At 65.0% G+C, this 15,866-nt stretch carries 12 protein-coding genes; 11 read left to right on the top strand and 1 reads right to left on the bottom strand.

All coding sequences use genetic code 11. From position 1 onward, the window contains the following. Positions 1 to 238: 238 nt before the first annotated feature. A complete protein-coding gene (gene trxA / locus AC1DSN_RS08645) occupies positions 239 to 565 on the bottom strand; it encodes a thioredoxin TrxA (protein ID WP_063574368.1) in 327 nt (108 codons plus the stop codon). Between the two features lie 432 nt (positions 566 to 997). Here trxA and AC1DSN_RS08640 point away from each other — a divergent pair, with 432 nt between their 5' ends. The 11 genes from AC1DSN_RS08640 (at position 998) to AC1DSN_RS08590 (ending at position 15,825) form a co-directional block, all read left to right on the top strand. Then, entirely contained in the window at positions 998 to 2,788 is a 1,791-nt protein-coding gene (locus AC1DSN_RS08640; RefSeq protein ID WP_213948855.1) for a DEAD/DEAH box helicase, read from the top strand. Positions 2,789 to 3,002: 214 nt separating this feature from the next. Beyond that, on the top strand, positions 3,003 to 3,680 hold the full coding sequence (gene ftsE, locus AC1DSN_RS08635; RefSeq protein WP_213948854.1) for a cell division ATP-binding protein FtsE: 678 nt from the start codon (positions 3,003 to 3,005) through the stop codon (positions 3,678 to 3,680). Next, on the top strand, positions 3,677 to 4,657 hold the full coding sequence (gene ftsX / locus AC1DSN_RS08630; RefSeq protein WP_063571480.1) for a permease-like cell division protein FtsX: 981 nt from the start codon (positions 3,677 to 3,679) through the stop codon (positions 4,655 to 4,657). Before ftsE ends, ftsX begins: the two co-directional genes overlap by 4 nt. A gap of 13 nt (positions 4,658 to 4,670) precedes the next feature. Continuing rightward, complete coding sequence (locus AC1DSN_RS08625) at positions 4,671 to 5,510, top strand: response regulator (protein WP_063571481.1); 840 nt, start codon at positions 4,671 to 4,673, stop codon at positions 5,508 to 5,510. An 8-nt stretch (positions 5,511 to 5,518) separates the two neighbouring features. Then, entirely contained in the window at positions 5,519 to 6,202 is a 684-nt protein-coding gene (gene ung / locus AC1DSN_RS08620) for a uracil-DNA glycosylase (RefSeq protein ID WP_477330310.1), read from the top strand. Positions 6,203 to 6,979: 777 nt separating this feature from the next. Then, the gene (gene rpoH, locus AC1DSN_RS08615; protein WP_046968926.1) at positions 6,980 to 7,840 is read left to right on the top strand and encodes an RNA polymerase sigma factor RpoH; all 861 of its coding nucleotides are present in this window, start codon (positions 6,980 to 6,982) and stop codon (positions 7,838 to 7,840) included. 79 nt (positions 7,841 to 7,919) lie between these two features. Continuing rightward, complete coding sequence (locus AC1DSN_RS08610) at positions 7,920 to 8,600, top strand: response regulator transcription factor (protein ID WP_046968925.1); 681 nt, start codon at positions 7,920 to 7,922, stop codon at positions 8,598 to 8,600. Further along, positions 8,578 to 9,948, top strand: coding sequence for a sensor histidine kinase (locus AC1DSN_RS08605; RefSeq protein WP_213948852.1), 1,371 nt, complete (start codon positions 8,578 to 8,580; stop codon positions 9,946 to 9,948). The genes AC1DSN_RS08610 and AC1DSN_RS08605 overlap by 23 nt, the downstream gene beginning before the upstream one ends. 79 nt (positions 9,949 to 10,027) lie before the next feature. Further along, the gene (locus AC1DSN_RS08600; protein ID WP_063571484.1) at positions 10,028 to 13,228 is read left to right on the top strand and encodes an efflux RND transporter permease subunit; all 3,201 of its coding nucleotides are present in this window, start codon (positions 10,028 to 10,030) and stop codon (positions 13,226 to 13,228) included. Beyond that, positions 13,218 to 14,396: an efflux RND transporter periplasmic adaptor subunit gene (locus AC1DSN_RS08595; protein ID WP_477295310.1), complete on the top strand. Its 1,179-nt coding sequence runs from the start codon at positions 13,218 to 13,220 to the stop codon at positions 14,394 to 14,396. The genes AC1DSN_RS08600 and AC1DSN_RS08595 overlap by 11 nt, the downstream gene beginning before the upstream one ends. Further along, the gene (locus AC1DSN_RS08590; protein ID WP_477295308.1) at positions 14,380 to 15,825 is read left to right on the top strand and encodes an efflux transporter outer membrane subunit; all 1,446 of its coding nucleotides are present in this window, start codon (positions 14,380 to 14,382) and stop codon (positions 15,823 to 15,825) included. The genes AC1DSN_RS08595 and AC1DSN_RS08590 overlap by 17 nt, the downstream gene beginning before the upstream one ends. Positions 15,826 to 15,866: the final 41 nt, after the last annotated feature.

The raw sequence follows: 15,866 nt of genomic DNA, 5'->3' as shown, positions 1-15,866 counted from the left end.
GTACGGGGACGCGGTTCGGTCGCAGGCGAGTCGCCGGCGCCCTTGGCGTCGTTGGGATTTTTGGTTTCGATATYAGACACGGGCAAACCTCACGGGGCGCCGTTGAAGAAAAAATGGGAGAGGGTTCGCAGCATGGGGGACAAGGCATGTCCCGGCGAACCTCTGAAGCCTAGCATCGCGTGAGGCGCGGCGTAAAGCGCCTCACGCGGCGGCTTGGTGGAACCGTACAGCGAAACGATCAGATGGACTTGTCGATGAACTGGGTCAGCTGGCTCTTGCCCACGGCGCCGATCTGGGTGCCGGCGACCTTGCCATCCTTGAAAATCATGAGGGTGGGAATGCCGCGAACGCCGAACTGGCGCGGGGTCTGCTGATTCTCGTCGATGTTGATCTTGACGATCTTAAGCTTACCTTCGTACTGGCCAGCCAACTCATCGAGGACCGGGGCAATGGATTTGCAGGGGCCGCACCACTCCGCCCAGAAGTCGAGCAGGACCGGGGTGTCGGAATCGAGAACTTCTGTCTGGAAGGCAGCGTCGCTCGTATGGGTGATCTTGTCGCTCACCGTGATCTCCAAAAGGGGGTGAAAGGGGGTTGACGACCGTGACGCCAGCATCGGCTACACTAAGGAGCCCCATGTCGCGGGTCCAACCGGAACCGAAGGTCTTGGCTATTGCAGCCGGTGGCCCTCATTCCAACGCAACTAGGGGCGCGATACAAGCGATTCAAGGGCGCCGACGGGATGGCTTCCGTTGACATAGGTGAACAGGCTCGGCGCAGAGCCCCTTCACCTATGCCAGCGGGAGTCGTCGGGTCGCGCGCCGCCGCCTCCGGCCATCGTGCGCCGGGCGCGTCGTACGGCCGCCGGCATGGCACCGGCCGCCCCCGACTCTCCCGTGACGCCGGCCGGATCCCCCACCGTCCCGCGGCTCCTTCTGTTGCCGCCGGGCCGCTGCCGCGCATTTGCGGCGCGAGACTTCCAGGTCACCCACCCATCATGTCCCAAACCGTTCTCACCGACGTCTTCTACGAAAACTTCGACCTTCATCCGCTCCTCCAGCAGGGCCTTGCCGCCGCCGGCATCACCCGTATGACCCCGATCCAGGCGCTCACCCTCCCGGTCGCCCTGCTTGGCCGCGACGTGGCCGGCCAGGCGCAGACGGGCACGGGCAAGACCTTCGCCTTCCTGGTCGCGCTGATGAACCGCCTGCTCAACAACCCGGCCGCGCCGGACCGCAAGGACGCCGATCCCCGCGCCTTGATCATCGCGCCGACGCGTGAGCTGGCGATCCAGATCGAGAAGGACTTCCAGGTCATCGGCAAGGCCACCGGCCTGCGCAGCGCCCTGATCTACGGCGGCGTCGACTACGACAAGCAGCGCCAGCAGCTGCGCGATGGCTGCGACATCATCATCGCCACGCCGGGTCGCCTGCTCGACTACTACAAGCAGGATGTCTTCGGCTTCGGCAGCGTCGAAGTCATGGTCATCGATGAAGCCGATCGCATGTTCGATCTCGGCTTCATCAAGGACGTGCGCTTCATCTTCCGTCGCCTGCCTGCCCGGGAAAAGCGCCAGGTGCTGCTGTTCTCCGCCACCCTCAGCCATCGCGTGCTGGAGCTCGCCTACGAGCACATGCACGAGGCCGAGAAGATGGTCGTGGAGACGGAGAATGTCACCGCCGACCGTGTGCGCCAGGTCGTCTACTTCCCTTCCAAGGAAGAGAAGCTGCCGCTGCTGCTCAACCTGCTCGAGGAGAGCAAGACCGAGCGCAGCATCATCTTCGTCAACACCAAGGCCGCGGCCGAGCGTGTCACGGACCGTCTCAAGCGCCACAACTTCCGCGTCGGCGCCATCTCCGGCGACGTGCCGCAGGTGAAGCGCCAGAAGCTGCTGCAGCGCTTCCAGGACGGCCAGATCGACCTGCTCGTCGCGACCGACGTGGCCGCCCGCGGCCTGCACATCCCGGCCGTCAGCCACGTGTTCAACTACGACCTGCCGCAGGATGCCGAGGACTACGTCCACCGCATCGGCCGTACCGCGCGCCTGGGCGCCGAGGGTGATGCGGTCAGCTTCGCCTGCGACCTGTACGCCATGGGCCTGCCGGACATCGAGACCTACATCAACCAAAAGATTCCGACCGCCTCCATCGAGGCCCGGATGCTGGTGATGCCCGCCCCGCGCCCGCGCGCCGACGGCGTGCAGGACGAAATCGACGATCCGAACGACAACGACGGCCACATCCCGACCCGCGGCGCGCCGCCAGAGAAGGGTGGCCGCAGTGGCAGCCGTGATGGCGGCCGTGGCGGTCCGCGGTCCGGTGAGCGCTCCGGCAGCCGCGAGCGTTCGGGCAGCGCCGAACGCCGTCCGCGCACGCCCCGTCCCGACGCGCCCGTCGTCGCCACCGGCGCCGCGCCTGTCGAAGTGCCGATGAAGACGGTTGTCGTCGCCGAGACGGTCGCCGATCTCCCGGCCGCTGCAGAGGCTATGGCCGCCGATGGCGCACCGAAGAAGCGTCGCCGTCGCGGTGGCCGTGGTCGCGGTGCCCGCGAGGGCGCCGAGAATGGCAACGGTGCTGGCGGCACCCCGACGAACGTTCAGGGTGAAAAGCCGAACGGCTCTGCAGCGCCGCGCCAGACCGCCGAGGGGCAGGGCAATCCGAACCGCCGCCCGTCGCGTCAGGTGGCGGCTAACCGTCCGTCGGCCAGCGGCCCGGCTCCGGTTGCCTCGGGCGGCCAGGAAAAGGTGGGTTTCTTCCGCCGCATCGGTCGTCTGTTCGGCGGTAGCTAAGAGCTCGCCGATGAATCGGCTCCTGCACAGAGCGCGGGCCCCCGGGCGAGCGCAGGCCCCCGGGGTTTCGGGGCTTCTTGTGGGAGCCGCTTCAGCGGCGACGGCCCTGTAGGAGCCGATTTATCGGCGATCAGCGCGAAGCGCGACCCAGCCACCGCAAAACCCACACCACTTCCCTTATCCTCTGGGGTTCAACGGGCCAACGGGTAACGCGGTGATCGGTTTCGATCTGGTGAGTAAACGGTACGAGGGCGATCACCAGGCCCTTACCGATGTGTCGTTCAGTGTCGAAGCCGGCGAGATGGCCTTTGTCACCGGTCACTCCGGCGCGGGCAAGAGCACCCTGCTCAAGCTGTTGGCCATGATCGAGCGCCCGACCAACGGCGTCGTCACCCTCGACGGCCAGAAGCTCAATACCGTCCGTCCCTCCGATATCCCGCGCATCCGTCGCAAGCTGGGCATGGTTTTCCAGGACCACCGGCTGCTGATGGATCGCACCGTCTTTGCCAATGTGGAACTGCCATTGGTGATCGCCGGCGTGGCGCCGGCCGACCGTGGGCGTCGCGTGCGCGCGGCCCTGGAGAAGGTCGGCCTGCTCAGCTATGAGAAGCAGCTGCCCGGTTCCCTTTCCACGGGCGAGCAGCAGCGCGTCGGCATCGCCCGCGCCATCGTGGCCAAGCCCGCCGTGCTCATTGCCGATGAACCGACAGGCAACCTCGATCCGCAGCTGGCCATGGAAATCATGGGTCTGTTCGCCGAATTCCAGCAGGTCGGGACCGCGGTTCTTGTCGCCAGCCACGACCTCATGCTGATCAAGCGAATGAAAAAACGCGTCGTCGTCCTCGACCACGGCAAGCTGGTTGCCGATGTCCCCGCCACGGAGGTGGTATGAACGCCGTTCGCGAACAGCGCCGTCAGCCCGAGCCGGAAAAGACGCGTCGCAGCGGCCCTCGTCACGTGAGCGCCTGGCGCGAGCACCACGTGTGGAGCCTGTCTATCAGCCTGCGTCGCCTGGGTGCCCGGCCGCTTGGCACCTTGCTGACGGTCGCCGTCATGGGCGTGGCGCTGGCCCTGCCGTTGGCCTTCTACCTGCTGCTGGGCAATGTTCAGCGGATGGGCGATGCCCTCGGCCGGAACCAATCCATCAGTGCGTTCATGAAGCCCGGGCAGAACGGTGCCATGGCGGAGACCGCCGCCTCGGCCCTGCGTGGTCGCCCCGAGGTCGCCGAAATCGTCGTGCGCACGCCGAAGGATGGCCTCGACGAGCTGGCGGAAGTGCAGGGGTTCTCCGGATCGCTGCAGTCGCTCGATGTGAATCCGCTCCCGTACGTTCTATCGGTGCAGCCGAAGCCGGGTCTGCCGGTCGAGCAGGTCGACCGCCTGGTCGAGGCCATGAAGGCGACACCGGGTGTCGACATGGTCCAGGACACGGGCGCCTGGCGACAGCGCCTCGATGCGCTTCTCGGCGTGGGAAGCCGGGCGGTTTCCCTGCTGGCCCTGCTCCTGGGTATTGCCGCTCTCCTGGTGGTCGGTAACACCATTCGTGTGGATATCCAGAGCCGTAGCGCCGAAATCGGCGTGCTGCTCCTCATCGGCGCCAGTCGCCCCTTCGTTCGTCGACCCTATCTTTATGCAGGCATCTGGCTCGGCTTGCTCGCGGGGATACTGGCCGTGGTCCTGGCTGTCGTCCTCGAACTGGCCATGGCCGGTCCAGTGGGGCGCCTCACTGCTGCCTACGACGGCAGTGTCAGTTTCGGCGGACTCCCCGCATGGCTGCTGCTTTCGGTACCCTTCGCTTCGGCGTTGCTTGGGTGGCTGGGCGCGCGGCTCGTCAGCGCTCGGCAAATTCGCCGCGCGGCGATGGCCTGAAGGGGAGACAGGGGTGGGATCTCACATCGGTTCGGGTGTCGCCGGCGCTGCGCCGCGAATCCTGTTGGTCGACGGCTCCAAAGTCGTTCGCCAGCTGATTTCGCGCGTGGTCGCGGCCGAAGTGCCGGGTGTCGAGATCATCGGCGTGGCCACGGGCGCCGAAGCGCAGTCCGAACTGCAACGCGGCGTCTTCGATTTCGTCACTGTCGCCCTGCGCCTGCCGGATATGGATGGCCTCGACGTCGCCCGTTTCGTTCGCGAGTCCGCTCCGCAGATCTACATGCCTATCGTCGTCGTCTCGGGCGACGTCGAAGCGCGCCTGCACAAGCGCGAGTTGGGTGAGTTCGTCACCGACTACTTCGACAAGTCGCTGGGTTTCGGCGCGCTCGCGGAATTCATTCGTGGCTATGTTCGGCCCGAAGGCGGTGCCGAGGGCGACGTGTTGTACGTCGAGGACAGTCGCGTGGTCGCATTGGCCACGCGTCGCATGATGGAGAAGTACGGACTCACCGTCCGTCACGTGATCAGTGCCGAAGATGCCATCGCGTACCTGCATGAAGCCAGGTCGCGTGGTGAGGTGGGCGCCGACATCGTGTTGACCGACGTGAGCCTCAAGGGAGAACTCACCGGTGGGGATCTCGTCGAGTGCATTCGCAACGAATTCGGCTACGGGAAGGGGCAGCTGCCCACCCTGATCATGACCGGTGACGAGAATCCGGCGAACCAGGCCGCGCTGCTGCGCGCCGGCGCCAACGATCTCGTCGAGAAACCTGTCGAGGAGAAGCTGCTGATCACGAAGCTCCTCTTCCAGCTGCGCGTTGCGCTGCACCTTCGCGAAAGGGCTGCCGGTTGAACGAGCGCGTGCGACTGGAAGCCTCGTGGAAGCAGCGGATCGGCGACTACCTTGATCGGCCGGAGATGCTGGCGCTGTCCCAGTTCCTGCGTGAGGAAAAAGCGCACGGCAAAGACATCTATCCACCTGGGCCGGACATCTTCAATGCCTTCGAGCACACGCCCTTCGACAAGGTGCGCGTAGTCATCCTCGGGCAGGATCCGTATCACGGCCCCGGTCAGGCGCACGGCTTGAGCTTTTCGGTGCGCCCGGGCGTGCGCGTGCCGCCGTCGCTGCAGAACATGTTCAAGGAGATTGAGGGTAGCCTCGGTATTCCGCGCCCCGAACATGGATGCCTGACGCCGTGGGCCGACCGCGGAGTGCTCCTGCTCAACGCCGTGCTCACCGTGGAAGCGGCACAGGCCGCCTCGCATCAAGGCAAGGGCTGGGAAGGTTTCACCGACGTGGCGATCGATGCATTGAATCGCCAGCGCGAGGGACTCGTATTCCTACTGTGGGGAAGTCATGCGCAGAAGAAGGGCCAGCTGATCGACGGCAATCGCCATCTGATCCTGCGCAGCGTGCATCCGTCGCCGCTATCCGCGCATCGCGGCTTCCTTGGTTGTGGCCACTTCGCCAAAGCGAATGCGTACCTCGAATCACGGGGTGAAGCGCCGATAGACTGGTCGCTGCCGCCGCGCTCCGAGCTCTGAAGAAAGCATTCTGCAGAAGTGACAAAGCCCGCGAGCCGAAGCTCGCGGGCCAGTTTAGGATCCGAGGCGCTTGTCATCGCGCATTCGGCCTGCCGCGGCTGCCACCCGAAGGTCTCACCGAGGTCTTGAGGTCGGGCGAACCGACTGACGGGTGCAAAGTTAGATGTCCACGGGTTTCGGGTCAACGACCCAGCGATCGATACTTCGATTTTTCAGAAAACTTCGAAGATATAAGCAAGTGCTTGCCGGATGCGGTGTAGCGTCTGTGCATCGATCTCGGCGGAACGGTATCTGAGCCTCCCATCGTGATGACGCGCGTCGGCCATGCTGAGCCGCTCGAGACTGACGGTGGTCACCATGTCGCACTTGGCCCAACGATCCCCCGTCTTCTCTCTCCATAACGGGCCGAGCCTTCACCATCTCGGCGCCCACTGCAGTGCCCGGCGATGGGAATCGACAGATCGCCAGGGTGCCGGCTCGAGGGGAAAAACGCAGTGCCATGTCCCGAGCCTAGGCGGGACGACGCCCCTTTAAAGCCAGCCCTCGGCCCCAATAACTGTAGGCACGACGGCTACATAGCCTCGTCGACGACCCTGCTGCCGCGCCCTCCGCGGCAGGGGAACCGTCTGCCTCCTGAATCCCTTTGGACCCCCTCTGGACATGCCAGGGGTATTTCTGTACCATAGCGTACAGTTAACCGATATGAACTTCGGCATGGCTTAGCACTCTCGCTTCGGGACTGCTAATCTGCACACCAGTTTTCAGGAGGTTCCACACATGTCTCAGGTCCTCGCCACCCGTAACTACGGGCTCCCGAGCGTCGTTGGCAGTCTGGATTCCTACATCTCGGCGGTCCATCGCATCCCGGTGCTCAGCCTTGACGAGGAGCAGTCGCTGGCGCGCCGCTTCCGTGACGACGCCGATCTCGACGCCGCCAAGCAGCTCGTTATGTCCCACCTGCGTTTCGTGGTCCATGTGGCTCGTGGCTACAACGGCTACGGCCTGCAGCTCTCGGACCTCATCCAGGAAGGCAATATTGGCCTGATGAAGGCCGTGAAGCGCTTCGACCCGGATCAGGGCGTTCGTCTGGTCAGCTTTGCGGTGCATTGGATCCGTGCCGAAATGCACGAATTTATCCTGCGTAACTGGCGCATCGTGAAGGTCGCTACGACCAAGGCCCAGCGCAAGCTGTTCTTCAACCTGCGCAAGAGCAAGAAGCGCCTGGGTTGGATGAATGCCGAGGAAGTCCGCGTGGTTGCCCAGGACCTGGGCGTGCCCGAGGCGACGGTTCGCGAGATGGAATCGCGCCTGTCCGGCCGTGACGTTGGTTTCGAGGCTCCAGCCGACGCCGATGACGATGACAAGCCGGCCCCGGCCGCCTTTCTTGTCGACGAAGGTGCGGATCCGTACGACAACCTTGCCGAAGAAGACGCGAGCAAGAACCAGATGGGCGCGCTGTCCTCGGCGCTCGGCAACCTGGATGCCCGCTCGCGTGACATCATCCAGCGCCGCTGGCTGGCTGAAGACAACAAGGCCACGCTGCAGGATCTTGCCGATGAATACGGTGTTTCCGCCGAACGCATCCGCCAGATCGAAGCGAACGCCATGAAAAAGATGCGCGTCGCCATCGCCGCCTGAGTGCGTCGTTGGGCGTAAGATCCGGAACGGCCCCCCTGGTGGGGCCGTTTTCCGTTGTTCCCCCTACGGAGTGCAGAGGATGCCCAGGGCACTGGTCATCGAAGATGATGAAGTCACCGCTCGCGACATCGTCGCGGAGCTGGGTGCGCACGGCCTAACGGCCGAGTGGGTGGCCAATGGGCGCGACGGTCTCGCGCGTGCCCTTGAAGATGGCTTCGACATCATCACCCTCGACCGCATGCTTCCGGGCATGGACGGGATCGACGTGGTGCTTGCTCTTCGCGAGCGCTCCGTGGACACGCCCGTGCTGATGATCAGCGCCTTGTCCGATGTGGACGAACGCGTCCGCGGCCTGCGCGCCGGCGGCGACGATTACCTGACCAAGCCTTTCTCGCCGGACGAACTGGCCGCACGCGCGGAAGTACTGCTGCGCCGTCGGCAACCCAATGCAAACAGCAACCGGCTGCGGGTTTCCGATCTCGAGCTCGACCTTGTGCGTCACAACGCGCTGCGCAATGGACAGCCGCTGACCCTGTTACCTACCGAATTCCGCCTGCTCGAATTCCTGATGCGCAACGCCGGCCAGGTGGTCACGCGCCAGATGATCTTCGAGCACGTGTGGGGTTTTCATTTCGATCCGGGTACCAACGTGATCGACGTCCATATCGGCCGCCTCCGTCGAAAGATCGACGGCGCCGGCCAGGTGCCGCTCATCCGTACGGTGCGCGGCTCGGGGTATGTCATTGCGCCCGCTGATTGATGCCTGGCGTTCCGCCACGTCGCGCCTGATCCTGATCTACGGCGCGCTTTTCGCCATCTGGTGCGTGGTGCTGCTGGGCGTCGTCCAGTGGGAAGCCTCGCGCTACCTGTCCAACGTCGTCGACGGCATGCTCGCCGCGCGCATCCACTATCTGGAAACCTCCGATCCGCGCCGGCTCCCCGCGACGGTGGAGGCGGCCAGCCAGATCGATGTCCAGGGCTACATGTGGGTCGGCCTGTTCGACCCGCAGGGCAGGCGCATCGCCGGCAACATCGAAAGTGTGCCGGCCGAGCTCACCGACGAAGACATGGTCCAGTCGATACGCGCGAGCCTCGTGGATCCCAAGCGCAATACGCCCACGCGCGCTCGTGGCGTCACGCGCGTGCTGCCCAATGGCGATCGGCTGGTCGTGGCCAAGGAGAGCACGACGATCGACGGCGTAGGCGCGATCATTCGCCGTGGCCTGCTCTGGGGGCTTTCTCTGACCCTCATCCCCGGTGTACTCGGCGGCATCCTCATCGCCCGTGGACCCGCGCGTCGCATTCGTGCGATCCAGCAGGCGATGGAGCCGATCCGCGAGGGCGACCTCAGCGTGCGCCTGCCCGTGACACGTGGCGGCGACGAGGTCGACCTTCTCGCATCCACCGTGAACACGACACTGGGTGAGATCGAACGCCTGCTGGGCGAAGTGAAGGGCGTCACCGACAACATCGCCCACGATCTCCGCACCCCGCTCACCCGGATGCGCACGCGTCTCCATCGCTTGCAGCAGCAGTTCGACGGCAAGCCGGAAGGCGACCAGCTGGACGCCTGCGTGGCCGAGATCGACACCGTGCTGTCACGCTTCCGCGCCCTGCTAAGGGTTTCTGAACTCGAAGACCGCCAGCGCAGCGCGTGTTTTGAAACGCTCGATCTGGGCGACGTCCTCCGCAACGTCCACGAGTTCTACGCCCCGCTGGCTGAAGACCGCAGCCAGGTGTTCGAACTCGAGGTGGGCCGGCTGCCGCCACTGCGCGGTGACCCGCAGTTGATGTTCGAAGCCTTCGCCAATCTCGTCGGCAACGCCATCAAGTTCACGCCCGACGGCGGTGCTGTCCGCCTGGTGGCCAGTACCGACCCGACGGGTGACGCGCGTATCGATATCGCCGATACCGGGCCTGGAATCCCGCCCAACGAACGGGAAGCGGTGTTTCGCCGGTTCTACCGGAGCGATGAGACGCGCGCAAAGCCGGGCTGTGGCCTGGGCCTTGCCATCGTCAGCGCCATCGTGCGCCTGCACGGGTTCTCGCTGTCGGTGGGTGGAACCGAGAAGGGCGCAGTCATCTCCGTGGTGTGTCCGGCCACCTAAATAATTCTTAACTACGTTGTACGAAGGTACGGGCGCAAAATCCGCTGCGACGCAACATCACGCCCGGAATCCGTCCCTCATGTTTGACATCGTCCGGATCGCTTTAACGCGGCCGTATACATTTGTCGTCCTCGCCTTGCTGATCCTGATCGTGGGACCGCTTGCGGCCCTGCGCACGCCGACGGACATATTCCCCAACATCAACATTCCCGTGATCGCGGTGGTCTGGCAGTACACCGGGCTGCCGCCGGACCAGATGGCCGGTCGCGTCTCGTCGCCCTTCGAGCGCGTGCTGACCACGACAGTGAACGACGTGGAGCACATCGAAGCCAGCTCGATCAACGGCTTCGGTATCGTCAAGATCTTCTTCCAGCCCACGGTCAACATCCAGACGGCCAACGCGCAGGTGACCGCCGTCTCGCAGACGCTGCTGCGCCAGCTGCCCCCGGGTACCACGCCCCCGCTGATCCTGAACTACAGCGCCTCGACGGTTCCGATCATCCAGCTGGCGTTGTCTGGCGAGGGCCTCACCGAGCAGAACCTCGGCGATCTCGGCCTCAACAACATCCGTCCGCAGCTGACGTCGGTGGCGGGTGCGGCGATCCCGTATCCGTTTGGCGGCAAGACGCGCCAGGTGCAGATCGACATCGATCCGCCGGCGCTGCAGGCGCGTGGGCTATCGGCGCAGGACGTGGCCAATGCCCTGGCCGCACAGAATCTGATCACGCCGGTCGGTACGCAGAAGATCGGGCGGTACGAGTACACGCTGCAGCTCAACAACGCACCGTCCGATATCAACGAACTCGGCAACCTGCCCATCAAGAGCGTCAACGGTGCCACCGTTTTCGTGCGCGACGTTGCCCACGTGCGCGATGGCTCGCCGCCGCAGACCAACATCGTGCACGTCAACGGTGATCGCTCAGTGCTGATGACGGTGCTGAAGAACGGCTCCGCGTCCACCCTGGCGATCATCGCCGGGATCAAGGATCGCGTGAAGGCGATGAAGGACGGGCTGCCGCCGAACCTGACGATCGTGCCGATCGGCGATCAGTCGCTCTTCGTCAGCGCCGCCATCGAAGGCGTGATCCGCGAGGGCATCATCGCGGCAGCGCTCACCAGCCTCATGGTGTTGCTGTTCCTTGGCAGCTGGCGTTCGACCCTGATCATCGCCACGTCGATCCCGCTGGCGATCCTCGCTGCGATCGCCGCGCTGTCGGCTATCGGCGAGACGATGAACATCATGACACTGGGTGGTCTCGCGCTCGCGGTCGGCCTCCTCGTCGACGACGCCACGGTGACCATCGAGAACATCAACTGGCACCTGGAGCAGGGCAAGGACGTCGAACCGGCGATCATCGATGGCGCCGCGCAGATCTTCGCCCCGGCCTTCGTGGCGCTGTTGTGCATCTGCATCGTGTTCGTGCCGATGTTCTTCCTGACCGGCGTGGCGCGCTTCCTCTTCGTGCCCATGGCCGAAGCGGTGATGTTCTCCATGACGGCCTCGTTCATCCTCTCGCGTACCCTGGTACCGACGATGGCGAAGTACATGCTTCACAAGCACACTCACGACGATCCGCATGGCGAAGGGAAGAAGCCGTCGCGCAATCCGCTGGTTCGCTTCCAGCGCCGGTTCGAGGCGGGCTTCGAGAGGACTCGCGAGAGCTATCACGACCTGCTCAAGCTGGCGCTGCATCACCGCAAGGTGTTCGCTGCCTGCTTCCTGGCTTTCGTGATCCTGACCTTCGCGCTGGTGCCTATGCTGGGCCGCAACTTCTTCCCATCGGTGGATGCGGGCCAGATCCTGATGCATGTGCGCGCGCCGGTCGGAACGCGCGTGGAGGAAAGTGCGCGTCTCTTCGCCGACGTGACCAATGCCGTGCGCCGGATCATCCCGAAGGAAGAGCTGGGCACCGTGGTCGACAACATGGGCCTGTCGTCGTCGGGCATCAACAATACGTACAACAACACGGGAACGATCGGCTCGCAGGACGGCGATATCGAGATCGCGCTGAACGAGGGCCACGCCTCGACACCGGATTACGTCCGCAAGCTTCGCGAGCAGCTGCCGCGTGAGTTCCCGGGCGTCACGTTCTCCTTCCCGCCCGCCGACATCACCAGCCAGATCCTCAATTTCGGATCGCCGGCACCCATCGACCTGCAGATACGCGGTCCTAATCTTGCCGCCAACTTCGCCTACGCGGACCGCTTGCTTCGCGACATCCGTCGCGTGCCCGGCGTGGCCGATGCACGTATCCAGCAATCGAACGCGGTGCCCACGCTGAACATCGACGTGGATCGCAGCCGTGCCCAGGAAATCGGAATCAACGAGCGTGACGTGACCGCCAGCCTCGGCGTGAACCTCGCGGGCTCGAGCCAGATCGCGCCGACCTTCTGGCTGAACCCGCAGAACGGCGTGTCGTACCCGATCGTCATGCAGACGCCGCAGTACAGCCTCGACACCTTGCCCGATCTCGAGAACGTGCCGATCAGCCCGAGCTCCGGCACGGGTGGATCGCAGATCCTCGGCGGTATCGCGCATGTTTCGCGCACGGCGACCAATGCCGTGATCAGCCAGTACAACATCCAGCCGATGGTCGAGATCTACGCCACCACGCAGGATCGTGACCTCGGTGCCGTCTCCGCCGACATCCAGAAGATCGTGGAGGCGAACAAGAAGTTTCTGCCGAAGGCATCGTCCACCGCGTTGCTGGGCCAGGTGCAGACGATGAACGATTCGTTCTCCGGCCTTATCTTCGGCCTGCTCGGCGCCATCGTGCTGATCTACCTTCTGATCGTGGTGAACTTCCAGTCGTGGAGCGATCCGTTCGTGATTATCACGGCGTTGCCTGCCGCCATCGCCGGCATCATCTGGATGTTGTTCGCCACCCACACCACCTTGTCCGTTCCCGCGCTGACGGGCGCGATCATGTGCATGGGCGTGGCGACGGCCAACTCCATCCTTGTGGTCAGTTTCTGTCGCGAGCGTCTCGACGTACTCGGCGACGCGACCGCCGCGGCACTCGAAGGTGGCTTCGTTCGCTTCCGCCCGGTGTTGATGACCGCGCTGGCAATGATCATCGGCATGGCGCCCATGGCCATGGGCTTCGGTGAGGGCGGCGAGCAGAACGCCCCGCTCGGTCGCGCCGTGATCGGCGGCCTGCTCTTCGCTACCACTGCCACGCTGTTCTTCGTCCCCGTCGTTTTCAGCATGATCCACGCGCGTCGTGGTCACCCGTCCCACAGCCCGGTGAATCCCGGGGAGCCCGTCCATGTCGCCTGAAACCCTGCACACTCCGCCGCCGCGCCGACTCCGTCTGGCCGGCATCATCGCCGCCATCGTGGTCCTTGCCATCGTGGTGGCCGGCGTCGCCACCCGCGCGAACGATTCGCGCAAGCTGCGTACATGGACGGACGACCAGGCCACGCCAACGGTCAACGTCGTGTCGCCGCACAGTGGACAGGGCGGCGGTGACCTGAACCTGCCGGGYCGCCTCCAGGCATACGCCCGCGCGCCTATTTTCGCGCGTACCAGCGGCTACCTGAAGTACTGGAAAGTCGATATCGGCCAGAAGGTGAAGGCCGGCGATGTCCTCGGCGAGATCGAGACACCCGACCTCGACCAGCAGTTGCTCCAGGCGAAGGCGGACCTCGCCAGCGCACGCGCCAATGAATCGCTGGCACAGACGACGGCCACGCGCTGGAAGGACATGCGCGACTCCGACTCGGTGTCCAAGCAGGAGGTCGATGAGAAGACGGGTGATTACGACGCCAAGCACGCGCTCGCCGCGGCCGCGGCCGCGAATCTCGAACGCATCCAGGCGCTGAAGGGCTACGCCAAGCTCACCGCGCCGTTTGACGGCACGGTAACGGCCCGCGAGACGGATGTCGGCGCTTTGATCAATGCCGGTGGGGTGGGGCAGGAACTGTTCGTGGTGTCCGATACGCGCAAGCTGCGCATGTACGTGAACGTGCCGCAGAACTACGCCCCGGCGATCAAGCCGGGCGAGCCGGTGAAGCTCACGGTGCCCGAGTACCCGGGCCAGACGTTCACCGGCACGATTGAATCGTCGTCCGCCGCGATCAACGCAGCCTCCGGTACGACGCTCGTGCAAGTCTCGGTCGATAACAAGGACGGCAAGCTGCTTCCGGGTAGCTATGCGAGCGCGACCTTCGGCCTCCCGGCGAATGCCACCTTGTTCAGTGTGCCCGCGAGCGCGGTCGTGTACGACGATCGCGGCCTTCGCGTCGCCCTGGTCGACGCCCAGAACAAAGTGAAGTTCAAGGACGTCACGATCACGCGCGACTTCGGCAAGACGATCCAGCTGGGCTCGGGAATCGCCGCGGGTGATCGCCTGATCGAAAGCCCGCCCGATGGCCTGGCCGACGGTGACACCGTGCGCGTCAGCGCGCCGAAGAAGGTGGAAGGCGACCATGCTCCGAAGGCCTGATTCCGCCAGCGGCCTCCGCGTGTACCGGGCCGGTGCGCTTGCCGCCCTCGTGTCGCTGGGCATCTCGGCCTGCTCGCTCGCGCCCACGTACAAGGTCCCCGACGTACCGGTCGCCGACCAGTACGCCAACGCGAATTCGCCCTGGACCGAAGCGAAGCCGGCTGACCATCTCGACCGCGATGCCTGGTGGAAGCTCTATGGCGACCCGCGCCTCGATGACCTGCAGACGAAGCTGATCGCGAACAACGCGAGTCTCGCCGCCGCACTTGCGCATTACGAGCAGTCCGAGGCGTTTACCCGGCAGGTGCGGTCCGCGCTCTTTCCGACGCTCGGCCTGAATGCCAATGGCCAGCGGGACCGTGAATCGGATACGCGTCCGCTTCGTGGCACCACCTCGCCTTCCCTGTACAACTCGTACACGATCGGCGCGCAGGCGGACTACGAAGTCGATCTGTGGGGTCGCGTGCGCGACACTGTCGCCGCCGGCACCGCCGAGCAGGCGGCCGCGGCGGGGGATCTCGCCTCCGCGCGTCTCAGCCTGCAGGCCCAGCTGACCGACAGCTATCTCCAGCTCAACGGTCTCGATCGGCAGGTAAAGGTGCTTAACGAGAGCATCGTCGCGTTCAGTCGCGCGCTGGAGCTCACTGAATCGCGGCACGAGGGCGGGATCTCGTCCGGTCTGGACGTGGCCCGCGCGCAGACACAGCTGTCCAACGCGCGTTCACAGTTGACCCAGGCACAGGCGCAGCGTGCACTGATCCAGCATGCGATTGCGGTGCTCGTCGGCGATTCCGCATCGACCTTTACCCTCGCCACGAACGACGCACAGGTGACGGTGCCAACCATTCCGCTCGACGTACCGTCGGTGATTCTCCAGCGTCGCCCGGACATCGCGGCCGCGGAACGGCGTACAGCGGAGGCCAATGCGCGTGTCGGCGTGGCACGCTCCGCTTATTTTCCGCAGCTCACGCTGGACGCCCAGGGTGGCTGGCAAAGTAGCGCGTGGGCCAGCATCGCCACCGCGCCGAACCGCTTCTGGTCGATTGGCCCGACCTTGCTGCTGAGCGTGTTCGATGGCGGTCGCCGCAAGGCGGTCGTGGATGCCGCGAAGGCGGCGACCGACGAGGCCGGCGCGACGTATCGGGACGTGGTGCTCAACGCCTTCGCCCAGGTGGAGGACAACCTCGTCCTGCTGCGCGACCTCGGCACGGCGCTCACGGATCAGCGCGCCGCCGCCGACGCCGCGCAGCGTTCGGTGGACCTGTCGATGAATCGTTACCGTAACGGTGCGGTCGGCTACCTCGACGTGGTCCAGGCACAGACCGATGCCCTCACGGCCCGCCGCAGCGTGATCGACCTCGAAACGCAACAACTACGCGCCAGCGTCCAGCTGATCCGCGCCCTTGGCGGCGGCTGGTCCCAGGGGTAAAGCCTCGCTGCCGTTGTAGGAGCCGATTCATCGGCGATGGG

The sequence above is a fragment of the Luteibacter sp. P4_D7_3 genome, assembly GCF_056401735.1.
Note: the sequence above shows the minus strand (reverse complement) of the source record. Positions and strands in the feature narration are given on the sequence as shown.